This is a genomic window from Corynebacterium sp. HMSC28B08, from assembly GCF_001806865.1.
In the GTDB taxonomy this organism is placed as follows: Bacteria; Actinomycetota; Actinomycetes; order Mycobacteriales; family Mycobacteriaceae; genus Corynebacterium; species Corynebacterium auriscanis.
This window is the reverse complement of the sequence record NZ_KV786169.1, coordinates 124,281-148,558: the sequence shown is the minus strand read 5'-3', so window position 1 is coordinate 148,558 and position 24,278 is coordinate 124,281. Positions and strand designations below refer to the sequence as shown.

Sequence of the window (24,278 nt, the reverse complement as noted above, 5' to 3'; positions counted from 1 at the left end):
CCCAGCCACGTCAGATGGTTGCTCCCAGCCAAATCGGCTCAGGTTCGAGCTCTACTCCAAAAGCCTCCCACACCCCATTGCGCACAGCGCGGGCCAGTTTGACAATATCCGCGCTGGTGGCCCCGCCACGATTAGTGAGGGCCAGAGTGTGTTTGGTGGATAGCGAGGCCACGGTATTACCCTCCACGTGCCATCCTTTCGAAAACCCCGCGCGTTCGATCAGCCATGCGGCGGAGAACTTGTAACGCTCGACAGGATTCTCCTCGGGGCTCCTTTCGGGGCTCTCCTCGAGACTCTCGGATGAAGTCGGAGCACAAAGGCTGCGTGTAGTTGTCCTACCCTTATCCGCATTATCCCCAACCGCACTGCGCCCCGCGGAATAAACGGGCATGGAATCGGCTTCCTCGTCGCCACATCGCTGCCGGACCGCGGCAATAACCGCATCCCGGGCTGCCTCGCCTTCCACGATGGGGTTGGTGAAAAACGATCCTGCAGACCACGTGTCGTGATCTTCCGGATCTAAAACCATGCCCTTACCTGCGCGCAGCTGCAGCACCGCCTCGCGCACCTCGGCGACTGGACGCCGTGCATCGGCGGTGGCCTCCTCCGCAGTCACGCCCACACGGCGAGCAAGCTCTCCGAAACGCAGCGCGGTTGACAAGCCATCCGTACGCAGCTGGAACTCCACGGCGGTGACCACTCCACGGTTAGTGAATTTCAGATTGGAATAGCGATACGCCAGGTCTAAGTCCTCCGGCTGCACCCACTCCCACGTCTTTGCCTCGCGGTCGTATAGCTGCACCCGCTTGAGAACCTGCGAGACTTCAGCACCATAAGCCCCGACATTCTGAACCGGCGTAGCACCCACCGAACCGGGAATGCCACTAAGGCACTCCAACCCGCCCAGTCCGGCAGCAACGGTCGCTGCTACTAACTGGTCCCACTCCACACCGGCGTACGCCCGGACAAGCCCAGTGGATTTGTCCATGGCAACATGGCCCTCGGTAACGTTGTGGCCCTCGGTAACGCTGTGGCCCTCGGCAGCACCGTGATTCCAAACGGCAGCGTGGGAACCGTTTTCAACAGAATCCGGGGTTGTAGCCCAAACAACGACTAGCTCGGAAACCTGCGGACCATCCCCCACCACCAGGTTCGATCCCCCACCCACGACAATAAGCGGAGTGCGGGTGGCGTCGAGTTCAGAAACCACCCAACGTAAAGCCTCGGGCGAGAGGCATTTGATAACGCCAGCGGGCCGACCACCGATGCGAAGGGTCGTGAGCTCGGCAAATGTAGTGTCTACCGTCTCAATGTCAGCAGATTGTGCACGGGCCACGAGGTCTTTAGCGATGGTCTTTGGCTCAGTATCCGTATTCGTCACCCTTATAAAGGTAGTCTGTTGTCATGACTACTCACAGTGAGAACACTGCAACTATCAATGCACCAATTGAAAAGGTCTACGAGGCCCTGTCCTCGAAGGCGTACTGGGACTACGAAGCCGAGAAGATCGGCGACGAACCTGGCGAAGTAAATTCCTTCACCCCCGACCCAATCGAGGTCGTACTGTTTGAGCTGCTTCCAAAGGCCGCTCTGCCAGAGGCCGTACGCGCCATGGTTTCCCAGGACCTGAAGCTGAAGCGCGAAGTGAAGTTCGGCCCACTTGCCGAGGAAACCACCACAGGCGAGGTGCACGCAGAGATCAAGGGTGCTCCCGTTACCTTCGATTCCGAGGTCAAGCTGACCGGCGCAGGCGAAACTACCACCCTGAACGCAGATTCCACCGTAGATGTGAAAATCCCCATGATGGGTGCCGTTCTGGAGCCCAAGGTTGCCGAGTGGTTGGAAGATTTCCTGACCCGCGAGGCCGGCCTGCTCGAAGCTTGGATTAACGAGAACCTGTAAATCTAAATCTTCAATGGGAACTTCCCTAACCATGTGGAGAAATCCACCTGTTTAGGGAAAACTAGTTTGGGTGAATACACCGCAACAGCCTTACTCAAACCCACAGCCGTCGTGGGGTGGGCAACCCACACAGAACGCGCAGTCCTCGTGGAACGCGCAGTCCCAACCCCAGAAGAAGTCCAAGAAGGGCCTAACAATCCTTCTGAGCATCTTGGTAGTTCTTCTGCTCCTCATCGCCCTAGCAGAATTCGGCCTACGCGCTTACGTCAAGGGGCAAATCGTAGATGGCGTGAAGCAGCAAGCGGCACAGTCCAACACCGCTATTACCAGCGACCCGAAGGTCAGCTTTGGATCCAGTTCTCTTCTGCTCGGAGCACTGGGAGGCAACATTAAGCAGGTGGACATCACAATCCCCTCCAGTCTCAAGATCTCTCATCCAAACGGTGATCAGGGCACACCGCAGGTCGATGGCAACCCAGAAGTGCACATCCTTGCCAAGGGAATCAAGGGCAAATCTGAATCGGATATGCGTGCAAGCGATCTGACCATGCAATCCGAGATTCCTACCGAATTGATGCTGGCCCAAGCTCAGAAAAACCAATCGCAAAGCTCGTCGGGTTCCAACAACGCCCTAGCAGGTATGTTCACGCTCACCGGCATTAAGACCGATCCGGAGTCCGGAGTACTGGACTTCGAGATCGGCGGCGGCCTAGCGAAACTCTCGATGAAACCCAAGGCGGAAAATGGCAATCTGGCCATGGACGTTGAAGGTGGAAAAGTGCTGGGGTTCGACTTGCCCGAAACGATTGTTAACTCGATTCGTGACTCCCTCACCAAGCAATCCCAAGGAGGCATGATTGAAGGCATGGACGTCACGGACGTCAAGGTCACCGAGCGCGGTATGGAATTACACATGCACGGTACAGATGTCGACCTGGCCAAGGTCGGAGGCCAGGGTGCGACAACGGATCAAGGTGGCGGCGATCAGGGTGGCAGCAGTGGCAGCGACAGCAACCAAGACGAAAACCCCGTTCAACCAGATCGCCCGTACGGCTCTAGCGGTGAGGGCTACGGTTCCAGCCGGGCTGCTTAAGCACCCTCGAGGATAGCCGGCGCAGCCGAGACCCCCAAGCGGGTAGCTCCCGCTGCGATCATGGCAATAGCGCTATCCCAGTCGCGAATTCCGCCCGAAGCCTTCAACCCAACCAATCCTTGGGCTTGCATGACCTCATCGGGCATCCCTAACGGAGCTTGGCATTTCATAGCCTGAAGTTCCTGGGCCATGATCTTCACAGCCTCCACGGTGGCGCCACCCGCAGGGTGGAACCCCGTGGAGGTTTTAACGTAGTCAGCGCCAGCGTTGACCGCCGCTCGCACCGCCACGCGCAATTGTTGCTCCGTAAGCGCAGCACTCTCCAGAATCACCTTGAGCACGACCGGCCGCGGGATCGCCTCGCGTATAGTCATCAGCTCACTCAGCAGCGCGTTCGAATCCTCGGCGATGGCTGCCGCCACATCAATGACAACGTCCACCTCGTCAGCACCACACTGCACCGCTAGGCGCGCCTCGGTGGCTTTAATCAAGCTAGCGTGCTTCCCGCTGGGGAAACCCGCTACGGTTGCGATACGAAGGGGAGCCGCATCGCCCTCAGCCCCCGCACGCCCTGCGAGAGGCAGCATCGACGGGGACACACAGACGGCCTTGCACTTCAGGCGCGTGGCGGCGTCGATAAGAGAAGCAACATCGTGGCGCGTAGCCTCCGGCTTTAACAGCGTGTAATCCAGAAGCCCAGCGACAAAGTCCCGAGTGAGATTGGATGTGTCGATCACCACGAACCACCCGCATTGCCCAAGGCATCGTTCACACCCGGGCGCACGTCCTGCCAGTAAATGCCCACAATGACCGCGGCGATGATCCACAGCATGTCGAAATTGACGAATAGCGCAAGCACGGACAAAGCCGTGGCGCCACCCATGAGCATCAACCAGTTCTGCTTCTGGCGGTCAATGACCGTGAAAGCATCTTCGCGCGTGCCGACTGCAGTGACCAGCCCGACGATCGAAAGAATCAACACAATCGCAATGATGACCAAGTAGATCCATCGGATGCCTGCTGCTATTGCCCAAATCGCCGTCATGACGGTTATGATACCGCGAAGATCAACTCAGTCAGAGTGTAAATCGCCAGTCCGGCCAAAGCGCCCACGACAGTGCCGTTAACGCGAATGAACTGCAGGTCCTTACCCACCATCAATTCGATGCGGTCGGAAGCCTCTTCCGCGTCCCACCGTTCCACGGTTTCACCAATAACACCCGTGACCTTATCCACGTGGTTTTCCGCCACATAGCTGGCTACGCGCACGATCCCGTCCTCCAGGCGGGCGGCCCATTCAGGATCGCTGCGCAGCTTATCGGCGGCCTCACGCAGCCATTCGGCAATCTTGACCCGCAGCACGGAGTGCTCGTCGCGGGCCATGTCCGTCAGCGTAACCCGCGCGCCTTCCCAGAGCTTCCCCGGAAGCGCCTGCACTGGTCCGGACGTCATGACTTCGCTCTTGAACTTCTCTATTCGTTCGATCATCTTCGGATCGTGCTGTAGGTCTTTCGCCAACGTGGCAATGAATTTCCGCAGCTCCCGGCGGGCATCGTGGTCCGGGTTGTGGCGCACATCGTGCGTGAAAGCGACCAGCTCCGTGTACACCTTCGACCCCACCAGGTCTCGAATGAACCGCGGTGCCCAGGTGGGGGTGCGCTCGTCGATGAGGCGCACCACAAAATCCTCACTGTTGCGCGCACGATCGTCCATCCATACCACCACGGCGTCGACGATGGGCTCAGTCCGGCCCTCTTCGATCAGCTGCTCCAGCCCTCGGCCCAGCGGTGGCGCCCACATCGGCTCGTTGAGCTTGTCCACCACCACCGCCCGCAGCACGTGCTCGGCCATCGCCGGATCGATGTCATTGACCGCCCGATCCACCACATGGCAAATCTGTTCACTGGCGCGTTCCGCGTTGTTCCCGGCCAGCAACTGATCGCTGATCAGCTTGGGGATCTTGGCTTTGCGCAACTGTTCAGTAATCGCAGCGGAGTTGAAGAAGTTCTCCCCCACGAACTCGCTGAGCTGGTGACCCACCTGGTCTTTCTTGCGCTTAATGATCGCCGTATGCGGGATAGGGATTCCCAGCGGGTGGCGGAACAGCGCCGTCACCGCGAACCAATCCGCCAAGGCGCCGACCATTCCCGCCTCAGATGCCGCTCGCACATACCCAATCCATCGCCCCGGGTTGCCTTGGTATTCCATCCAGCGCATCAGCACGTAAACCAAGGTCGCGAGGACCAGTAGCCCCGTCGCAATTGCTTTGTGCTTGCGTAGGTCCGCACGCCGTTCCGCTTCGGCCTCGGGGCTTGGCCCTGGCACCGGTAGTCCGTTTATCTGGTCCGACGCCACGCTATCCCCATTTTCATTCACCACAGTCACCCGCCCCATTATTCCATTGGGATGCCCCGTAGTGATACCGGCGACGGAAAATAACCCGTAGGTCGGACGAGGAGGATGGGCAGGAGCGCAAACAAGCAAAGGCACCGTGTGCCTACGTGAGGCCACGGTGCCTTTGTGGAGGTGCCAGTCTACAGCGCTATGGCAGCGCCACTGGCGAGCTGTGAATCAAACGTTATCCGTCTAACGGGGCTTGCCCTAGTGGATACGCCCGGAGCGCTTGACGTACTCGCGATAGTTCTTCCGGCCGACGTGGACCAAGAAGAAACCACCGAACAGGAAGAACGCAGCCAAGATAGCCGCACCGATGGTGAGGGTCGTGGCGTTCTCCTGAACTCCATTAACCATATTGGCGAGACCAAATACCAACGCTCCGAGGAATGCCAGGGAGGTCAGGATGAAGCCCATACCCACCCATGTTGCGGTACGCAGCAGGGAGGAGTGTGGCGCTTCGAAGCTCACAGGAACGTAATCGTCCGCGTAGTGCTTCTCCATGTAGAGCTCAGCTGGGATAGCCATCGTCTATTCCTACTTTCCTTCAGAATTCTTTAATCAGTGACTAGCTTAGTCGTCCTTACCGCGGAAAGAAGCACGTGCGCGCTCCTTTGTGACCGCGGACACAGCCGTCAGGGGGATGCCCGCAGGGCAGACGTCAGCACACTCGCCGAACAGGGAGCAGTGGCCAAAGTTGGTTTCTAGCTCATCGATCATCTTGCGCGCACGGCGCCCACGCTCCTGGCGCCCCATTGGGGACAGAGTGAGGTGAACCAGCTTCGCACCGGTAAACAGGTGCGCAGCACCGTTGGGGCACGCAGCCACACAAGCACCACAGCCGATGCAGGCTGCGTGGTCGAGGGCCTTTTCGGCGTCGGAGTGGTTAACAGCCAGGGAGTCGGCATCTGGAGCGGTGCCTGCCATGACGGAGACGAAGCCACCCTTTTCCATAACGCGATCCAGCGCGGAACGGTCAACGACCATGTCCTTGATTACTGGGTACGCGGCGGAGCGCAGTGGCTCCAGCTTGAGCGTGTCGCCGTCGCTGAAGGAGAACAGGCGCTGCTGACAAGCTGGCTTGTTCTTGTCGGGGCCGTGTGGGCGACCGTTGACCAGGAGGCCACAGGTACCACAGATACCTTCACGGCAGTCAGAGGCGAATGCGAATGGCTCCTTGCCAGCCTCGACATAAGAGTTGTTGACGTGGTCGAGCAGCTCCAAGATGGACATCTGCTCTACGGCGTCGTCGACATCGACAGACTCGAAGTGGCCTTCAGCACTCGGGCCCGCCTGACGCCAGATTTCAAGATGCAGTTTCATTACTTGTAATTCCTTGTCATCAGCGGGATGCGGTCGAAGAACAGCGGCTCAGAGTGGCGAATGAACTTGTTTTCGCCATCTGGCTGCCAAGCGGAAACGAAGCACCAATTGTCGTCATCACGCTGGGCCTCGCCGTCCTCGGATAGGTGGTCATCACGGTAGTGCGCACCACAGGACTCGTCGCGGTCAAGTGCATCTACGCACATGAGCTCGCCTAGATCCAGGTAGTCAGCTACGCGAGTTGCGTACTCCAGAACCTGGTTCATTTCGCCGGAATTACCCGGAATGTGGACGTTAGCCCAGAAGTCAGCGCGCAGGGCGCGAATGTCCTCGATGCCCTTCTTCATGTCCTCGACATTGCGGGACACGCCACAGGAGAAGTAGAGGATTTCACCCAACTTGCGGTGGTAGTACTCCGGACCGTGTGGATCAGTACCGCGGATGCTCATGATGCGCTCGATCCGACCCTTAGCACGGTCCAAAGCAGCCTTAGCTGCTGGGGACTCCGCATCAGGAACTGGCTCGCCCAGCAGTGGAGCCAGGTAGTTCGGGATGGTGAACGGCAGGGTGAACCAGCCTTCCACGGAGGAGGACAGCAGGGAGTTAGCACCCAAGCGGTTAGCACCGTGGTACATCCAGGAAGCCTCACCGGAGCAGAAAAGGCCTTCGATTGAGGTCATCTCATTGAAGTCTGCCCACAGGCCACCCATCGTGTAGTGGCAGGTTGGGGCAATACGCATCGGGGTCTCGTACGCGGACTCACCGATTGCCTCTTCGTACATCTGAATCAGGTTGGAGTAGCGCTCACGAATCGTGTCCTTGCCTAAGCGCTGGATTGCATCACCCAAGTCGAGGTACACGGAGTTCTTCATTGGGCCTACGCCATAACCCGCGTTGATCTGCTGCGCGTTTGCACGAGATGCAATATCGCGAGGCACGAGGTTACCAAACGCTGGGTAGCGACGCTCCAGGAAGTAGTCGCGCTCTTCCTCTGGGATGTCGTTTGGCTTGCGCTCGTCGCCCTTCTTCTTCGGAGTCCAAATACGACCATCGTTGCGGAGGGATTCCGACATCAGGATGGTCTTGGACTGCCAGGTGGAGTTCACTGGCAGACCTGTTGGGTGGAACTGCACGAAGGATGGGTTCGCCAGGTAAGCACCCAGCTCGTAGGCGCGCATGATGGCGGAAGCGTTGGAGTTCTTCGCCAGCGTTGACATGTGGTACACGTTGCCGTAACCACCGGTGGCCAGAACGGTTGCGTGGCCAGTGTGAGCGGTGAGCTCGCCGGTGATCAGGTTGCGCATGATCACACCCTCACACTTGTTGTTCTCAACAATGAGGTCAACGAGGTCGCTGTGGGTGAAGATCTCCACATGGCCAGCACCGATCTGACGGTACAGAGCCGAAGTGGTGGCCAGCTGCAACTGCTGACCAGTTTGACCACGGGTGTAGTACGTGCGGGACACCTGCACGCCACCGAAGGAACGGGTAGCCAGGGTACCGCCGTACTCACGGGAAAACGGTGCGCCGATGGCATTCATGTGGTCGATGACCTTGGGAGACTCCATAGCCAATCGCCAGCAGTCATTCTCGCGGCAGCGGTAGTCGCCACCCTTGACCGTGTCCTTGGTGTGCAAGTAGGTGGAATCGTTATCCAGCTTCTTACCACGGGAGGAGTTCACACCACCCTGCGCAGCGATCGAGTGCGCACGGCGTGGGGAATCGTGATAGGTGAAAACCTTAACGTCGTAGCCCAGCTCGCCCAGCGCGGCTGCTGCGGCACCACCGGCCAAGCCGGTGCCGACGATGAGAATGCGGAACTTGGAGCGGTTCAGCGGCGAAACCATGCCGAAGTGCTCCTTGGCGTACTGCCATTGCTTGTCCTGGCTGACAGCGTGAGGAGCATTGTCCTTGAGGACCTTACCTACACTCACACCAGCTACGGAGGACTCGGGAGCAGAGAATGCCGCCACTGCCTCGTCGTAGTTGAAGTCCGCGGTCTGATTGTGCGGGTGGTTAATTACTTCGCTCATGAAAGTTTCTTCTCCTTACAGACTCGCGCTAATTAATGCCCAGGCATGGGGACGAACGGAGCCTGATCAACCAAACCGAACATGACCGCCAATGGGATAGAGATGTTGCCGATCATGATGATTGCGGGCAGCAGGTAGGAAACCCACAACATGACCTGGCGCCAGCGATGCCCAGTGATACCCAAATCCGAAGATGCAGTCCAGATACCGTGGGACAGGTGCAGGAACAGGATGACCATCGCCAAAATATAGAAGATGGCAACCACAGGACGCTCGAAGGATGCGACCAAGTTCTGGTAAGCCGCATGAGAGCCATCCACCGCACCTTGGAAGTCACCGGACGCCGCAGGCTTCACACCCAAGGTTAGGTCCAGGATGTGGAAGATGATAAACAGCAGCAAGATCAGGCCCGTTACCGGCATCGTGCGCGCGGTGAACGTATTGAAGCTGCTCACCATGTTCTTGCGCTTGAAGCGGCCACGGGACTGGTGAGAACGCGAGGTCAGCGCGAACGCGAACCAAACGTGCAGCACCAGGGAGACCAGCAGCACGATACGAGCAATCCAGAGGAACAACTCGTGTGGCAAGAGTGGGTGACCGAATTCACGCAGGAAATCGGCGTAAGTATTAAAGGATTCGGCCCCCATGTAAACCTTCAGGTTTCCGAGCATGTGGACCAAGACGAAGAGAGCAAAGATGACGCCAGTCACGGCCATCGTCAGCTTCATCGCCCAAGTTGGGACCCCTGCTTTCTCGCGCAGAGGCTTCGTCGTTATCTTTCCGTGGACGATTGCGTCCCGGTCGTCATATTTAACAGTCATGGCACCTCCAGTGTCATGAATACTGTAAATCTGAACCCCCCTTAACGACTACTTTGCGGTAATTCACAGGCCCCGACCTCCCCCGTTATGGGGGCAGGTTATCGGGGGCTGGAACTTTTCAGGGGGAATATTTCTACCCCTCCGGTTGCTACCCCGGTTGCTCCGCACTCACTTCACTGCGCTCGTTTGAATCTTTAAGACCGTTCCCGGCAAAACCGGGCACGGCGATTTGAGCACGGGCATCTTCGTGGTTCGCGCGGCGGTGAGCGCGCGCATGATCGCCCCATGCTTCCCGATCTGATTCATCGGTGAGAAGCGTATCCCCCTTCACAATGACGGGTTCCCGACCGACGATGACCTCCTCACCCATGACCCACAGTGGACCGATCTTATGATCTCCATCAACCACAGCGAGTTCTACTTCGTCTTCGCGCACAGTGACTTGAATTTGCTGGCCGTGGAGCGTGATTTGGTAGGTGAGATACTCCCACTCCTCCGGCAGGCGGGGGCTGATGGAGAACTGGCCATAGTAATCACGCAACCCACCAAATCCGAATGTCAAGGCCGTCCACACTCCACCACACGAGGCAATGTGCACACCGTCAGATGTGTTGTGATGCATGTCGGCAAGATCCACGAACAAACCCCGCTGAAAGAAGTGGTCAGCAGTGTCCTTCAAACCCAGTTCCGCAGCCACGATGGATTGCACAACAGCGCTCAGGGTGGAATCACCCGTAGTTAAACGGTCATAGTATTCGTAATTGGCGCGCTTGATGTCACTGGGGAAGGCCTGCCCTTGGAGGAACAGCGCCAGCACCACATCGGCCTGCTTCACTACTTGGTATCGGTAGATCGTCAGCGGGTGGTAGTGCAGCAGAAGCGGACGCTTGGGCTCACCGTTGGGGTCGTCCAAGTTCCATACTTCGCGCAGCAGGAAGGAATCATCCTGCGGGTTAACCCCTAATTCCTCGTTGAACGGGATGAGCATTTCTTCGGCCGCCCGCTCCCACAGCGCAATCTCGTCATCCGAGAGGTCCTCGTCTGCCATCAGCGCCTTGTATTCCTTCGGGCGCTCCTCAGCCATCTGTCGCAACACACCGGCAGCGACACGTAAGTTATAGCGCGCCATCACGTTGGTGTACAGGTTGTTGTTCACCACGGTGGTGTATTCATCGGGCCCAGTCACCGAGTGAATCTCGAATCGTTTGCTGCCACTGTTGAAGAACCCGATGGAGATCCAGAATCGGGCCGTCCCCACCAAAATGTGCACACCTTGTTCCAGCAGGAAGTCCACGTCACCGGTTGCGTAAACGTACTTCATCAAGGCAAAAGCGATATCAGCATCGATGTGATACTGCGCGGTGCCGGCAGCATAGTACGCGGACGATTCTTGGCCATTGATGGTTCGCCACGGGAACAGCACACCATCGTGGGACAATTCCAACGCGCGTTGCTTGGCCGCGGGCAGCATGTCGCAACGGAACCGCAGCGCATTACGCGCAAACGTGGGGTTGGTATAGGACAGGAACGGAAGAACGTAAATCTCGGTATCCCAGAAATAGTGCCCACCGTAACCACTGCCGGTCATTCCCTTGGCAGGCACACCGCTGGTCTCTGCACGCGCAGAGGCCTGAATCAGTTGGAAAATGTTCCAACGCACCGCCTGCTGCAGCTCCGGTTGACCACCGATTTTCACATCGGAGCGATCCCAGAAGCGATCCAGCCATTCGCGCTGGTTGAGCACTAGGTTCTCAAACCCCACGGACTTCGCGCGGTTGATCGTGCGCGCGCAGCGGAACGCCAGCTCCTCGGGGGACACATGGCGCGAGGAGTGGTAGGAAACAAACTTCTCCAACCGCAGTTTCATTCCCTTGCGACCATTGATGTGATAAGTCACACGGGCCACGTCCTCCTTCACCTCAGTCGTGATCTCCACACCGGTGCCTAGCCCCGCACCGGCATCCACGTCGCTGGTTTCCTCCGCTGGGCTCTGTACATCCAGCTCATGGTCCATGGAGGCCGCCAGGGTCATCCCGGAGTGGTTCACTTGATAACCCAACGTCGCACGTTCTGGCTCGGAGGACATCTGATACTTCGGCAACAACACGCGCTCTTGGAACTGCTCCCCACGTCGCGGATCAAATTCCGCTTCATCGAACTTGACGTTGCTGTCGGGGAATTCATCCTCCCCGTCTTGGCGGTTGAGTAGCTGAGAACTAATCACCACGGCCGCATCGTCATCCAGCAGCTCCACTTCCAGCGACATGATTGCCAAGTGGCGCTCCTGGAAGCTCACCATACGCTCACTGGTCACGCGAATGTGCTTTCCACCGGGCGTGCGCCATACCAACTCGCGGCGGAGCACGCCTTCACGGAAATCGAGGCTGCGCTTGTATTCCGTGACTTCGGCATTCCCCAATCGGAATGGCTCGTCGTCAATGTAGAGGCGCATTGCCTTGGCATCGGGGACGGAGATAATGCCTTGCCCGTGGCGTGCCAGACCGTATGCGTTCTCGGCGTGCTGGATATCCCATGTCTCGTGCACACCATTTATGAACGTGCCGTGGTGGGCTGAATCGCGCCCTTCATCGGGATTGCCGCGTAAGCCCATGTACCCGTTGGACAGGGCGAACAGGGTCTCGGCAACCCCCAAGTCCATGCGGTTCGGGTGGGTCTCGATCCACGCCCATTCATCAACTGGGTTGTTCTCGCGGTCGATCTTCTTCCGGGGCTCTACTTTGTAGTGCTTCCAGTCCAGACGGAAGTCTTTAGCCGCCAGATCCTCCCCATCAATGGGTCGCCGAGGACCAATGTTGGTTTTCGTTCGCTGCGAAGCGAGAAACTCCTGAAGTTGCTGCTGGTCCTTCTTCTCACCCATTGCGTATTGCTCCCGTTGTATTGGTCTCTCGTTGCCCGAATGATTTTAACGTGGCAGCAGATCCGCCAGGTCGGCAACTACCACATCTGCGCCCGCTGCCGTGAGTGCTTCCTCACCTGCGCCTCGATCCACACCGAGCACGAGGCCGAAGTTTCCCGCGCGACCGGATTGCACACCACTCGTCGCGTCCTCCACGACAACTGCGTTTTCCGCCTCTGTTTCCAGTAGCTCGGCGCCTCGCAGGTAGGTATCCGGCGCTGGCTTGCCTTTTAAGCCTTCGTCCGACGCCACATTCCCATCGACCACAATCTCGAATCGGTCCAAGAGCCCCGCGGATTCGAGCACCTGCTTGGCGTTTTTGGAGGAACTGACGATTCCGATCCGTGGCACGGGCTGCCCATCAGCTTCCGCAGCAGCGAGAGCATCCAACAACTCGACCGATCCTGGGTACGGTTCCACGCCCTCTTCCACGAGCTGAAGGAAGTCCTCGTTTTTCCGCCTGCCGAGGCCGTGAATGGAATCGACCGTGGCGGCGTCGTCCACCTGTCCCTCGGGCACCGAAATACCGCGACTGGCCAACAATGCAGCGACCCCTTCGTCACGGCGGCGACCATCGAGGTAGTCGAAATAATCTTGTTCCGTATAAGCCTCAGCCCCACGCTCGTTAAGGAATGCCGAGAACATGCGGCGCCACGCCTGACGGTGCAATTCAGCGGTCGGGGTGATAACTCCGTCGAGGTCAAAGAGGATTGCTTGGTAGTCGAACAGGGGCCGTGGATTGTTGGTCATGCAGCGTCCTTTCATTGGATTTCCATCGTAGTCGGAGCGGACGACATCAGCCGATCAAGGAAAAACCCCACCGCTTCTTCCGCGGAAGAAACAATGGGGTTTAACGGCTATGCCGGTTTCAGACTATGTCTTAAACAATGCCGTTCTTAGCCTTGAACTCGCGACGGCGAGCGTGCAAGATCGGCTCGGTGTAACCGGAAGGCTGCTCCTGGCCCTTGAGGATCAGGTCCTTAGCGGCCTGGAACGCGACGGAGGCATCGTAGTCTGCCGCCATATCGCGGTAAGCCTCGTCACCAGCGTTCTGCGCGTCAACCTTCTTTGCCATCCGCTGCAGGGACTCGATGACCTGCTCTTCACTGATAACATCGTGCTTCAGCCAGTTAGCCAGCAGCTGGGAAGAAATACGCAGCGTAGCGCGGTCCTCCATCAGGTCAATGTCGTGGATGTCCGGAACCTTGGAGCAACCCACGCCCTGCTCGACCCAGCGAACCACGTAACCCAAGATGGACTGGCAGTTGTTGTCCAGCTCTTCCTTGATCTCAGCCTCACTCCAGTTGGCGTTGCCTTCACCCTTGGCCGCGCCAGCAACAGGGATGGTCAGCAGGTCACCCTGAGTATCGCGGCGACCTTCCGTGCGCAGCTTCTCCTGTACCTGGAAGACGTCGACCTCGTGGTAGTGCGTAGCGTGCAGCGTAGCGCCCGTCGGGGAAGGAACCCATGCGGTGGACGCGCCGGCCTTTGGCTGGCCGATCTTCTGCTCCAGCATCTCGGCCATCAGCTCAGTCATGGCCCACATGCCCTTACCGATCTGAGCCTTGCCCGGCAGGCCGTGTTCCAGACCAGCATCGACATTCTTATCCTCGTACGCGAGCATCCACTTAGACTGCTTCATCTCACCCTTGCGGATCATTGGACCGGCCACCATGGAGGTATGGATCTCATCACCGGTGCGGTCCAGGAAGCCCGTGTTAATGAAGGCCAGGCGGTCCTTCACTGCGGCGATGCAGGCATCTAGGTTGGCGGAAGTGCGGCGCTCTTCATCCATGACGCCGACCTTCAGCGTGTAACGCTCCAGACCCAGCAGGTCCTCGATCGCAGCGAACAGGTCGTTGGTGTATGCAACCTCTTCTGGGCCGTGTTGCTTTGGCTTCACGATATAGATGGAGCCGGTGCGGGAATTTCCGCGCTCGTTGTCCTTATCCAGACCTGGGATCGCACATGCCGAGGTGATGACACCGTCCATGATGCCCTCGAAGATTTCCTCGCCATTCTGATCCAGGATGGCCGGGTTTTGCATGAGGTGGCCCACGTTACGAACAAACAGCAGGGAGCGACCGTGCAGGCGCAGGGTGGAGCCGTCACGAGCGGTGTACTCGCGGTCTGGGTTCATACGACGGGTGAAAGTCTTGTCGCCCTTGGTGACCTCTTCGGATAGTTCACCGGTGTTCAGGCCGAACCAGTTGCGGTAGCCGAGGGTCTTGTCCGCAGCATCAACCGCAGCCACAGAATCCTCGAAGTCCATAATCGTGGAAACAGCTGACTCGAGAACGATGTCCTTCACACCAGCCTTGTCGGTGGAACCGACTGGGGATTCTGGGTCGATCTGAATGTCGATGTACAGGCCGTTGTTGCGCAACAGGATGGAGGTTGGGTTGGCCTCGTCGCCGGCGTAACCCGCGTACACATCTGGCTCGCGAAGGTGAACTTCCTGACCATCGATCTCCGCGGTGAACTGGCCGGTTGCTACAGAGTACTTAGTGACGTCCTTGTGAGAGCCGGATTCCAGTGGCACAGCGCGGTCAAGGAAATCGCGGGACCAAGCGATGACCTTGTCGCCGCGGACCTTGTTGTAGCCACCCTTGCCCTTTTCAGCGCCACCCTCTTCTGAAATGGCGTTGGTTCCATAGAGGGCGTCGTACAAAGAACCCCAGCGAGCGTTGGCAGCGTTAATAGCGAAACGAGCATTGAGAACTGGAACCACCAGCTGCGGGCCCGCGGTCTCGGCGATCTCGGTATCGATGTTCTGGGTGTTGATCTTGAAATCAGCAGGAGCGTCTACGAGGTAGCCGATTTCTTTAAGGAAGGCGGTGTACTCTTCGGGGTTCTGCTCGCCAGCGTGGCTGGAGTACCACTGGTCCAACTTCTCCTGCAGCTCATCGCGCTTGGCTAGAAGTTCACGGTTGCGAGGGGTGAATTCTTCAACGATTTTGCCGAAGCCATCCCAGAACTTGCTCTGGTCTTCGGCGGAATCCTTACCGACCCGTGGCAGAACCTCACCGTTGACAAAGTCGTAGAGAGTCTTGGCAACCTGCAGTCCGCCTGCAGAGATGCGTTCTGTCTTCTGGTCAATGGTCATAGCGACTCCTTAGTGATCAGTGATCATTGTCGAATCTTTCCGCGCCGAAAACCGAGTTCGGTCTAACGCTCCCAGTCCAGCGTGACAAGATTCTTATAGTTTCGTCTCCACCCTAGGTGACTTTCATCACGTGTGACTGGAATTGGAACGCAGACGACATTTTTGCCACCCCCACCACGGGGACAAAACGGGCACGGGGCAATACTGATCCAAATATGTCTCAACTTAGACAGATATGCCCTGCCACACGCATTACACCAGTAAGAGACCTACATCACGCCGCTGTCGGACCAGAATGGACCTTTAGGAGGTTCGTAAAAAATTCACAAACTTCACAAAATTTACCCACACCCCCACACACAAATAACGCGGGAAACTGCATTGACGGGCACTTTTGCATTGGTATTGTGGTAACCAGCGACAGAGGCTTCAAGGGTTTGCAAGAGCTTACCGGTGCTTCCGCCTGATGTGCTTCACACCACACGATCGGCTGCACTACCGCCTCCGTGTCGTCACCCCCACCCAGTTCCGTACTGGGTTTATCCCGGCAGCACGCTGGGATGCGCCAGCCACCACGGCTAGGTGCACGAGACACGAACTCCTCCATTGAAGAAGGAAGTGAAGATTTACATGTCTAACGTCGGCAAGGCACGTACCGCTGCAGAAATCCAGAAGGATTGGGACGAGAACCCACGCTGGGCGAACGTTGAGCGCGATTACACCGCAGAGCAGGTTGCTCAGCTGCAGGGCACCGTAGTCGAGGAGCACACCCTCGCACGCCGTGGCGCTGAAATCCTATGGGACGCCGTTAACAAGGGCGACGATTCCTACATCAACGCACTGGGCGCACTGACCGGTAACCAGGCTGTTCAGCAGGTCCGCGCAGGCCTGAAGGCTGTTTACCTGTCCGGTTGGCAGGTTGCGGGTGACGCAAACCTCTCCGGTCACACCTACCCAGACCAGTCCCTGTACCCAGCAAACTCCGTGCCACAGGTTGTGCAGCGCATCAACAACGCTCTCCTGCGTGCAGACGAGATCGCTCGCGTTGAGGGCGACACCTCCGTTGACAACTGGTTGGTTCCAATCGTTGCTGACGGTGAGGCCGGCTTCGGTGGCGCACTGAACGTTTACGAGCTACAGAAGGCCATGATCAAGGCTGGCGCCGCTGGTACCCACTGGGAGGACCAGCTCGCTTCCGAGAAGAAGTGTGGCCACCTGGGCGGCAAGGTTCTGATCCCAACCCAGCAGCACGTTCGTACCCTGAACTCCGCACGTCTGGCTGCTGACGTTGCTAACACCCCAACCCTGGTTGTTGCACGTACTGACGCTGAGGCCGCTACCCTGCTGACCTCTGACGTTGACGATCGCGACAAGCCATTCCTGACCGGTGGCCGCACCGCTGAGGGCTTCTACAACGTTCAGAACGGCATCGAGCCTTGCATCGCCCGCGCGAAGGCATACGCTCCATACGCTGACCTGATCTGGATGGAGACCGGTACCCCAGACCTCGAGCTCGCTAAGAAGTTCGCTGAGGCTGTTCGCTCCGAGTACCCAGACCAGCTGCTGGCCTACAACTGCTCCCCATCCTTCAACTGGTCTGCTCACCTGGACGACGACACCATCGCGAAGTTCCAGAACGAGCTCGGCGCAATGGGCTTCAAGTTCCAGTTCATCACCCTGGCTGGCTTCCACGCCCTCAACTACTCCATGTTCGACCTGGCTTACGGCTACGCCCGCAACCAGATGTCCGCTTTCGTGGACCTGCAGAACCGCGAGTTCAAGGCAGCCGAGGAGCGCGGCTTCACCGCTGTGAAGCACCAGCGCGAGGTTGGCGCTGGCTACTTCGACCAGATCGCCACCACCGTGGATCCAAACTCCTCCACCACCGCCCTGAAGGGTTCCACCGAGGAAGGCCAGTTCCACTAAGAACCGCCTACCCCCTGTCACGATCTTTTAAGGTCCATGGGAAAGCGCGGTTGACGTAGAACCTGCCCGCCGGGAAGTTCGCAACATCATTGTTGTGAGCCTCCCGGCTTTTTCTTTGCGCAAAACCTACCACCCCCGGGTGCGAGAGTTTACCGCACCACACACCTCTTCCCACCCTTGCGACGGAGCGAAGAGGAGGGGGAGCTTTGAGGTGGGCGGATACAAACTAAAGCCAGTTAATTAAAGCGAAAATCTGCCAAACCCATGCGGGTGCGTGATTAGTCACCTATACTGGGCGGCATGAGCAACCTCGACCCCCAACCCCTCGAACGGGTCTGCACTTCTGGCGGCGAGCCGGACGCTGATCGCGGCAACGTAGCAAGCGCTACTTCTGCCGACCGCGACTACGCGGATGTGGAAATCATCACCCACCGCGAGGTTCCCCTCGGTGGCCCCCGAGCCATGCCTGTACGCAGAACGCTACCCCAGAAGAAGCGCTCCCTCATCGGAGCGTGGTGCTTCGCGGATCACTATGGCCCCTCGGATGTTTCGGCGACAGGCGGAATGGATGTAGCCCCTCACCCTCACACCGGCTTGCAGACAGTGAGTTGGCTTTTCGAAGGCAAGATCGAGCACATTGATTCCGGTGATAACCGCGGTATGGTCCTGCCGGGCGAAGTCAACCTGATGACCTCAGGAGCGGGCATATGCCACTCGGAAACCTCCACCCCCGATGTCACAACTTTGCACGGGGTGCAGCTGTGGTTGGCGTTACCCAACGACGTCCGTTCAACCGCCCCGCGCGCCCTGGATCACTACGCACCCCAGCCGGTGACCATCGAGGGTGGATCAGCACTCGTGTTTATCGGATCGCTTGCCGGCTCCACCAGTCCGATTGAAACTCACTCCCCGCTGCTAGGCGCAGAACTGAAAGTCGAACCCCATAGCGCTATCACGCTCGAGGTCAACCCAGAGTTTGAACACGGCCTGCTAGTGGACGAAGGCGATGTGACGTTGGAAAACACACCAGTTCCAGTCTCCGCGATCGGTTACACCGGTGTCGGCGCCACCACCCTGCGAATCCGCAACAATTCCGACGATCCAGCCCGCCTAGTGCTATTGGGCGGAGAGCCTTTCCCCGAAGAAATCGTGATGTGGTGGAACTTCGTGGGTCGGTCCAGTGAGGAAATCGCGGAGTACCGGGAACAGTGGCAAGCCCGCACCGAGCGTTTTGGCGAAGTGAAAAACTACGAGGGGCACGGCGGGCCGAACAAAAATGCGGATGGCTTAAGTTGGCTGCCCGCCCCGGATCTGCCGAATGTGATGATCAAGCCCCGCAAGAACCCAGCACCACATGCTCGTGCGGACTTGCCAGAACCGGGTGAGCGCACCGAGACGGTCTCGTTCGGAAAGAAGTAGCCCCCCCAGCTACCGACAATTCGCTCGAGCCACCAACAATTCATTCCAATTATCAACCTTAAGGAGAACAACCATGAGCAACTTGCAGGACAAAACCGGCGCTGAAGTGACCGTTCAACCAACCTCCGACGGCCGTGCATTCGGCATCGATGTTGTAGCTGACGGTGTAACCGCCGGTCGCGCCTTCTTCCTCGACCACGATGGCGAGCGGATTTTCTACCACACCGAAGTCGACGAAGCATACGGAGGCCGTGGTCTGGCCACGATCTTGGTCCGCGAGGCACTAGAGGCTAGCCGCAAGGATGACCTCGTTATCGTACCCGTCTGTCCACTGGTCAAGGGATTCCTCGACAAAAATGGAGATGACTTCACAGCTCAGGGAGGCGAGTTCCGTCGCGCCACCCGTGACGATGTAGCGTTCGTGCAGAACTCGAACTAGTTTCCTCCCTCTTTGCCCCTTATCGCTCTCCAATATCCTCCCTCGTTGGAAAGGAATCAGGTAGAAATCAATGCCCTCCGCTGACCGGCCGTATCTAGACAAGAGCCAGCCCGGCACTTACAAAGCCATAGTCGAGGTTTCCAAGGAAGTACGAAAAGCCAGCGAGGCTGTGGGAATCGACCGTGCGCTTAGCGAGCTGGTCAACGTACGGGTATCACAGATCAATGGTTGTACCGCCTGCCTGAGTGTCCACTTCCCCGCTGCCCGGCGCGCAGGAGTATCCCAGCTCAAGCTGGACCTGCTGTCCGCCTGGCGCGATTCGGATGTTTTCACTGAGCGAGAGCGGGCGTGCCTCACTATCGCCGAGGCTCTCACGCGCCCCGCTGGAGGCGACCTCACACTGAGTGGCCCATCGTTGGATTCCGCCATCGCCGAAGCTGCGCAGGTCCTCAACGAGGACGAGTTGGCGGCTGCGCAGTGGGCAGCTATCGCCATCAATGCGTTCAACCGCATCTCCATCGCGAGCGCCCACCCTCCTTACACAGCTAACTACAAAGAATGATCAGCACACAGTAGTTTTCTGTTGCACCAGCGAATTATTCCGGCGCATTCACGCAGTATGCTGTGCACATGGCTTCCTCACATGTGTTCGTCGGATCTCGGTTGCGCGAGCTGCGGAAAGACCGCCGGTTATCGCAAGCCGAATTCGCCGACAAACTGGGAATTTCCGCCAGCTACGTCAACCAAATTGAACACAATTCACGCCCTCTGACTGTCGCTGTACTAGCTAAACTCACTGCGACTTTCGGAGTGGATGCCACTTTCTTTTCTCGGGAAGACGCCACGCGTCTGCTGGCCGAGGTTCAGGACGTGGTTCACGATCGGGAAGTGTGCCCAACCCCCGTAGACGTGGCTGAACTCGCGGATCTGGTCCGCAATCACCCCACCTTGGCCCGCGCCATGGTGGAGATGCACTCTCGCTATCGCAATGTATCGGACAAGCTTTCCCTAGCCACGGACGAGCGCCTGCAGGGCAAGGCCGTCTTATCCATTACTCCCCGTGGGGAACTCTTTGGACGCGCATCGGGACCAGAAGCCTTCTCCATGCCGCACGAAGAAGTCCGCGACTACTTTTACGCCAGGCAAAACTACGTAGACGTCCTCGATGTGCAAGCCGAGGCGCTAGCGGGAGAATTGGCACGGATGCAGCGGGGCGTCAATAAAACAAGTAGGCCAGCGCAGCAGATACATCACAAAGAGCAGATCATTGCCACCCGGCTCATAGATCAGCATGGAGTACCCGTGACGTATTCCGCGGATTTGGGTGATACCCAGCACTACTTTGATTCCTCCAAGCGGGAACTATTTGTATCGACGAAGATGCGCCCCGGACAAATTGCATTTCGCTTAGCTACCGAGCTGGCATTTCTAGAGGCTGGGGATACCATCGCTAGCTTGGTGGACTTGGGACATTTTCAATCCGACGATGCCCGTGCGCTGGCTTCCCGCGGCCTAGCCACGTACTGGGCAGCAGCCTTGTTGTTGCCCTACCGCCAATTCCACGAATCCGCGGAACAATCCCGGTATGACCTAGAGTTTCTTATGCGCGAATACGGTGTGGGCTATGAAACAGTCTGCCACCGCCTATCCACGTTGCAACGGCCATCGCTGCGTGGGGTTCCATGGACGTTTGTGCGAGTGGATCGAGCGGGCAACATGTCCAAGCGGCAATCCGCCTCTGGATTACACCTGTCGCACTCCGGAGGTACCTGCCCACTGTGGAATGTATATGAAACGTTTAGCTACCCAGGAAAGATCATGCGGCAAATTGCACAGATGCCGGATGGTCGACGGTATTTGTGGATTGCTCGCACGGTTAATCACCACCGCGCAGCTTGGGGCCAACCCGGCAAAATGTTCGCGATTGGGTTGGGATGCGAAATCCGGCATGCGGAACGCACGGTATATTCCGACGGGTTGGACTTGGAGGACCAGTCGGCAGCCGTTCCCATCGGGTCGGGTTGCCGGTTATGCCCACGCGAGGCTTGCCCACAGCGAGCTTTCCCACCGATACACGAGCAACTGGCCATTGATCCCCACCGGTCAGCCATCGCGCCGTATTAGCCGCAGACTGGGAACAAATAAGGCCCTTGCTAACCGGTGGCGCCAGTATCGTCGAACAGCCCGGCTATCTCACGACGGCGATGTTCGCGCCGGTTATAAGTCGCTTCGCGGATGGCATCATCCGAATCAAAGCCAGAGCCCAGCGCCCCCGCCATCGTGCCCAGCGATGCGGTAAACCAGGCGAGCGTCAAATAATCCAAGATGGACACCTTGGAACTGATTTGCTGCGCGAAGTAAGGAATCGGCACCACGGTGGCGGCGAACAGCAACAAAGTCAGGAAGATCAGCACGTAGATTCCCGCTGCCGCGAGTCCCACTGTGCCAACCGTGGCGAGGTTATCGATACGGCTGCGCCAGCGCGTGAGTGAATCCATGTCCTTGCCGCGCCACTTGTTCCACAAACCATTATGAAAAATCAACCAAAAGGTGAGGGCCGCGATGGCCACGAATGTGATCAGGCTCAGGCGCCACACAGCGATTAGGCTAGACATCGCCCAGACCGACCCGTAGAAGATACTGAAAGCCCCCGTTGCCACGCCTGTGGCCAAACAGCCCGAGAGCACTCGAATAAGTTTGTCCGGGCGATTGCAGCGAATCATGCCCAGCCATAAGCGCAGCACGCGCCCGCGCCCTTCGAGTACCCGCGTGGTTTGTGCAGACGAGTCACCACCCTCAATATCCGCAACTTGAGTTTCCGGCACGCCTGCTCCCGCAGGAAGCCCCTTGACTAGCCGAGTCAACTCTTGCCGCAGCGCATCGCGGGCTCGCAATAGACCGAAGGCTGGCAAACACAGCATGGTTGCACGCCCGTTTTCTACGGACTGGCTGATGACCGGGCGTCGAGTAGTAAGAGGCAGGTCAGTGACGTAAACCATGCGATCCCACCCGCGATCATTCATGATGCCCGAAGCAGAATGCGCAAGGCGGACATTGCCGGCCGAATCCATGGGGAGAGTACCCACCCGCAGGTCGATACGCACGGGCGCTGAAACCGTTGCTGCTTCAGTGTTACCCGCGGGCAGTGGATCACTATCATCCACGGAATCAATCCAATCCCCCGCTGTCCCCAGATCCACGTTCTGGGTCCACACCTGCGCCTGTTCCTTTGCCGTCTCCCGCAGCTCGGGAAGCAAACCGCGCACCCTAGCTTCCGGCAGCCCGGGATCGACGAGCAAACCAATTACCTCCGACACGGGAGATAAGTGTAGCCGGTGATTCCCTAAACGGGAGGCACCGGCTAGCAGGTTTTATGTGTTGTCTGCGAAGACCGATTAGAGATTAATCATGTGACCAGCAATGCCGTGAGCGGCTTCCTTCATGGCCTCAGACAACGTTGGGTGGGTGTGCACGTTGCGCGCGATCTCTTCTGCGGTGAGATCGAAGCGCTGTGCCAAGGTCAGCTCTGGCAGCAACTCGGAAACATCCGGTCCCACCATGTGTCCACCGAGTAGCTCGCCGTATTCGGCATCGGCCACCAGCTTCACGAAGCCAAATGCGTGACCCAAGCCCTGTGCCTTGCCGTTTGCAGTGTAAGGGAAGGTAGCGACCTTGATCTCGCGCCCTTCTTCCTCTGCCCTCTTCTTCGCTGCTTCCTCGGTGTAACCGAAGGATGCAACCTGTGGGGAGCAGAAGGTAGCGCGAGGCATCATCTGGTAGTCACCCAGCAACTCAGTCTCTGCACCGGCGATAACCTCGGCCGCAACCACACCTTGGGCCTCAGCGACGTGCGCCAGCTGCAGTTTGGCCGTGACGTCACCAATGGCAAAGATGTGCTTCACGCTCGTGCGCATCTCGTCATCAATATCGATAGCACCGCGCTCGGTGAGCTTCACACCGGTGTTATCCAGTCCGAAGCCCTCCACACGTGGTGCGAAGCCGATGGAGACCATGACACGGTCGGCCTCGAGGGTCTCGGTCTTGGATCCGTCGGCGGACTCGATGTCCACCTCTACGCCCTTGCCCTCGCCGAGGTCACGTACAGCGGTGGTTTTGTGCCCCGTCTTCAGCTTCACGCCCAGCTTCTTGTACTGCTTGGCGATCTCCTTCGAGACATCCTTGTCTTCGTTGGGGAGCACGCGATCCATGAACTCCACAACGGTGATGTCCACACCAAAGTTGCTGAGTACGTACGCGAACTCCATACCGATTGCACCCGCACCGATGATGACCATGGACTTTGGTGCGTTCTCGTCAAGGATTTGTTCCTCGTAGGAGACAATATTGCCACCCAGCTCTACGCCTGGCAGAGAGCGAACAACGGAACCGGTTGCAATAATGCAGTTATCGAAAGAGATCTTCTTTCCCGCATCATCGCCTTCGGTGATCTCGATCGTATGATCATCAACAAAGCTACCCAAGCCGTTGATCTCTTGGATCTTGTTCTTCTTCATCAGGAAGTGAACGCCCTTGACAATATTGCCGGAGACCTTGCGGGAACGCTGGTGAGCGACCTTGAAGTCCATGGAGATATTGTCTCCGGTAATGCCGTAGGTCTTCGCTTCCTTAGTAATGGTGTGTGCGAGCTCCGCGTTGCGGATCAGCGCCTTCGAGGGGATACAACCCACGTTGAGGCACACGCCACCCCAGTACTGCTTCTCGATAACGGCGGTCTTCAGACCCAACTGAGCAGCACGAATAGCTGCCACGTATCCGCCGGGTCCGGCACCGAGTACTACTACGTCAAAATGTTCTTCAGCCACGCTTCCCAAGGATACGCAAGACTGGCGCCGATGTCTGCCGTCGATGCTAATCCCTGGTGTTTTGGTGCCCAGATCGTGTGCT

General features: G+C 58.1%; 20 protein-coding genes. 7 read left to right on the top strand and 13 right to left on the bottom strand.

The genetic code is table 11. From position 1 onward, the window contains the following. Window positions 1-10: 10 nt before the first annotated feature. Complete coding sequence (locus HMPREF3098_RS07425; protein WP_371440969.1) at window positions 11-1,381, bottom strand: UDP-N-acetylmuramate dehydrogenase; 1,371 nt, start codon at window positions 1,379-1,381, stop codon at window positions 11-13. Between the two features lie 23 nt (window positions 1,382-1,404). Here HMPREF3098_RS07425 and HMPREF3098_RS07420 point away from each other — a divergent pair, with 23 nt between their 5' ends. Together HMPREF3098_RS07420 and HMPREF3098_RS07415 are read left to right on the top strand one after the other, a co-directional pair. Continuing rightward, window positions 1,405-1,902 carry a DUF2505 domain-containing protein gene (locus tag HMPREF3098_RS07420; RefSeq protein ID WP_070434600.1) on the top strand — a complete coding sequence of 166 codons (498 nt, stop codon included), beginning with the start codon at window positions 1,405-1,407 and terminating at the stop codon, window positions 1,900-1,902. A gap of 70 nt (window positions 1,903-1,972) precedes the next feature. After that, the gene (locus HMPREF3098_RS07415; protein WP_070434599.1) at window positions 1,973-2,995 is read left to right on the top strand and encodes an LmeA family phospholipid-binding protein; all 1,023 of its coding nucleotides are present in this window, start codon (window positions 1,973-1,975) and stop codon (window positions 2,993-2,995) included. On the opposite strand, the gene deoC is transcribed toward HMPREF3098_RS07415, so the two are convergent. The 10 genes from deoC to HMPREF3098_RS07365 all read right to left on the bottom strand — a co-directional run bounded on the left by deoC (window position 2,992) and on the right by HMPREF3098_RS07365 (window position 15,589). Further along, complete coding sequence (gene deoC / locus HMPREF3098_RS07410; RefSeq protein ID WP_083284330.1) at window positions 2,992-3,732, bottom strand: deoxyribose-phosphate aldolase; 741 nt, start codon at window positions 3,730-3,732, stop codon at window positions 2,992-2,994. The genes HMPREF3098_RS07415 and deoC overlap by 4 nt on opposite strands. Further along, window positions 3,729-4,040, bottom strand: coding sequence for a DUF2516 family protein (locus tag HMPREF3098_RS07405; RefSeq protein WP_070434597.1), 312 nt, complete (start codon window positions 4,038-4,040; stop codon window positions 3,729-3,731). The genes deoC and HMPREF3098_RS07405 overlap by 4 nt, the downstream gene beginning before the upstream one ends. A 5-nt stretch (window positions 4,041-4,045) precedes the next feature. After that, window positions 4,046-5,389, bottom strand: coding sequence for a DUF445 domain-containing protein (locus HMPREF3098_RS07400; protein WP_083284305.1), 1,344 nt, complete (start codon window positions 5,387-5,389; stop codon window positions 4,046-4,048). A 207-nt stretch (window positions 5,390-5,596) separates the two neighbouring features. Further along, complete coding sequence (locus HMPREF3098_RS07395; RefSeq protein WP_070434596.1) at window positions 5,597-5,917, bottom strand: hypothetical protein; 321 nt, start codon at window positions 5,915-5,917, stop codon at window positions 5,597-5,599. Window positions 5,918-5,962: 45 nt separating this feature from the next. Then, window positions 5,963-6,712 carry a succinate dehydrogenase/fumarate reductase iron-sulfur subunit gene (locus HMPREF3098_RS07390; protein ID WP_070434595.1) on the bottom strand — a complete coding sequence of 250 codons (750 nt, stop codon included), beginning with the start codon at window positions 6,710-6,712 and terminating at the stop codon, window positions 5,963-5,965. Beyond that, window positions 6,712-8,745 carry a fumarate reductase/succinate dehydrogenase flavoprotein subunit gene (locus HMPREF3098_RS07385; protein WP_035113547.1) on the bottom strand — a complete coding sequence of 678 codons (2,034 nt, stop codon included), beginning with the start codon at window positions 8,743-8,745 and terminating at the stop codon, window positions 6,712-6,714. The genes HMPREF3098_RS07390 and HMPREF3098_RS07385 overlap by 1 nt, the downstream gene beginning before the upstream one ends. Before the next feature lie 32 nt (window positions 8,746-8,777). After that, the gene (locus tag HMPREF3098_RS07380; protein ID WP_070434594.1) at window positions 8,778-9,566 is read right to left on the bottom strand and encodes a succinate dehydrogenase cytochrome b subunit; all 789 of its coding nucleotides are present in this window, start codon (window positions 9,564-9,566) and stop codon (window positions 8,778-8,780) included. Window positions 9,567-9,714: 148 nt separating this feature from the next. Continuing rightward, entirely contained in the window at window positions 9,715-12,444 is a 2,730-nt protein-coding gene (locus HMPREF3098_RS07375; protein WP_070434593.1) for a glycoside hydrolase family 65 protein, read from the bottom strand. A gap of 45 nt (window positions 12,445-12,489) precedes the next feature. Further along, complete coding sequence (locus HMPREF3098_RS07370; protein WP_265914096.1) at window positions 12,490-13,233, bottom strand: HAD family hydrolase; 744 nt, start codon at window positions 13,231-13,233, stop codon at window positions 12,490-12,492. Window positions 13,234-13,363: 130 nt separating this feature from the next. Further along, window positions 13,364-15,589, bottom strand: coding sequence for a malate synthase G (locus tag HMPREF3098_RS07365; RefSeq protein WP_070434591.1), 2,226 nt, complete (start codon window positions 15,587-15,589; stop codon window positions 13,364-13,366). 630 nt (window positions 15,590-16,219) lie between these two features. On the opposite strand from HMPREF3098_RS07365, the gene aceA reads away from it, so the two are divergent. The 5 genes from aceA to ramB all read left to right on the top strand — a co-directional run bounded on the left by aceA (window position 16,220) and on the right by ramB (window position 21,497). Then, window positions 16,220-17,515, top strand: coding sequence for an isocitrate lyase (gene aceA, locus HMPREF3098_RS07360; protein ID WP_035113542.1), 1,296 nt, complete (start codon window positions 16,220-16,222; stop codon window positions 17,513-17,515). Window positions 17,516-17,815: 300 nt separating this feature from the next. Further along, entirely contained in the window at window positions 17,816-18,934 is a 1,119-nt protein-coding gene (locus HMPREF3098_RS07355) for a pirin family protein (protein ID WP_070434590.1), read from the top strand. Between the two features lie 73 nt (window positions 18,935-19,007). Beyond that, window positions 19,008-19,373: a GNAT family N-acetyltransferase gene (locus HMPREF3098_RS07350; RefSeq protein WP_035113540.1), complete on the top strand. Its 366-nt coding sequence runs from the start codon at window positions 19,008-19,010 to the stop codon at window positions 19,371-19,373. A gap of 70 nt (window positions 19,374-19,443) precedes the next feature. Further along, entirely contained in the window at window positions 19,444-19,935 is a 492-nt protein-coding gene (locus HMPREF3098_RS07345) for a carboxymuconolactone decarboxylase family protein (protein ID WP_070434589.1), read from the top strand. A gap of 68 nt (window positions 19,936-20,003) precedes the next feature. After that, a complete protein-coding gene (gene ramB / locus HMPREF3098_RS07340) occupies window positions 20,004-21,497 on the top strand; it encodes an acetate metabolism transcriptional regulator RamB (protein ID WP_070434588.1) in 1,494 nt (497 codons plus the stop codon). A gap of 29 nt (window positions 21,498-21,526) precedes the next feature. Here the strand turns inward: ramB and HMPREF3098_RS07335 are convergent, their stop codons facing one another. After that, on the bottom strand, window positions 21,527-22,690 hold the full coding sequence (locus HMPREF3098_RS07335) for a hypothetical protein (protein WP_246815884.1): 1,164 nt from the start codon (window positions 22,688-22,690) through the stop codon (window positions 21,527-21,529). Window positions 22,691-22,768: 78 nt separating this feature from the next. Then, window positions 22,769-24,196 carry a dihydrolipoyl dehydrogenase gene (gene lpdA, locus HMPREF3098_RS07330; RefSeq protein WP_070434587.1) on the bottom strand — a complete coding sequence of 476 codons (1,428 nt, stop codon included), beginning with the start codon at window positions 24,194-24,196 and terminating at the stop codon, window positions 22,769-22,771. Window positions 24,197-24,278: the final 82 nt, after the last annotated feature.

Coding starts and splice junctions, on each gene's coding strand:
- HMPREF3098_RS07390 (WP_070434595.1), bottom strand. CDS start 6,712: ATGAAACTGCATCTTGAAATCTGGCGTCAGGCGGGCCCGAGTGCTGAA.
- HMPREF3098_RS07375 (WP_070434593.1), bottom strand. CDS start 12,444: ATGGGTGAGAAGAAGGACCAGCAGCAACTTCAGGAGTTTCTCGCTTCG.
- ramB (WP_070434588.1), top strand. CDS start 20,004: ATGGCTTCCTCACATGTGTTCGTCGGATCTCGGTTGCGCGAGCTGCGG.
- HMPREF3098_RS07345 (WP_070434589.1), top strand. CDS start 19,444: ATGCCCTCCGCTGACCGGCCGTATCTAGACAAGAGCCAGCCCGGCACT.
- HMPREF3098_RS07350 (WP_035113540.1), top strand. CDS start 19,008: ATGAGCAACTTGCAGGACAAAACCGGCGCTGAAGTGACCGTTCAACCA.
- HMPREF3098_RS07420 (WP_070434600.1), top strand. CDS start 1,405: ATGACTACTCACAGTGAGAACACTGCAACTATCAATGCACCAATTGAA.
- HMPREF3098_RS07365 (WP_070434591.1), bottom strand. CDS start 15,589: ATGACCATTGACCAGAAGACAGAACGCATCTCTGCAGGCGGACTGCAG.
- HMPREF3098_RS07395 (WP_070434596.1), bottom strand. CDS start 5,917: ATGGCTATCCCAGCTGAGCTCTACATGGAGAAGCACTACGCGGACGAT.
- HMPREF3098_RS07400 (WP_083284305.1), bottom strand. CDS start 5,389: ATGGGGCGGGTGACTGTGGTGAATGAAAATGGGGATAGCGTGGCGTCG.
- HMPREF3098_RS07380 (WP_070434594.1), bottom strand. CDS start 9,566: ATGACTGTTAAATATGACGACCGGGACGCAATCGTCCACGGAAAGATA.
- aceA (WP_035113542.1), top strand. CDS start 16,220: ATGTCTAACGTCGGCAAGGCACGTACCGCTGCAGAAATCCAGAAGGAT.
- HMPREF3098_RS07385 (WP_035113547.1), bottom strand. CDS start 8,745: ATGAGCGAAGTAATTAACCACCCGCACAATCAGACCGCGGACTTCAAC.
- HMPREF3098_RS07355 (WP_070434590.1), top strand. CDS start 17,816: ATGAGCAACCTCGACCCCCAACCCCTCGAACGGGTCTGCACTTCTGGC.
- HMPREF3098_RS07405 (WP_070434597.1), bottom strand. CDS start 4,040: ATGACGGCGATTTGGGCAATAGCAGCAGGCATCCGATGGATCTACTTG.
- HMPREF3098_RS07370 (WP_265914096.1), bottom strand. CDS start 13,233: ATGACCAACAATCCACGGCCCCTGTTCGACTACCAAGCAATCCTCTTT.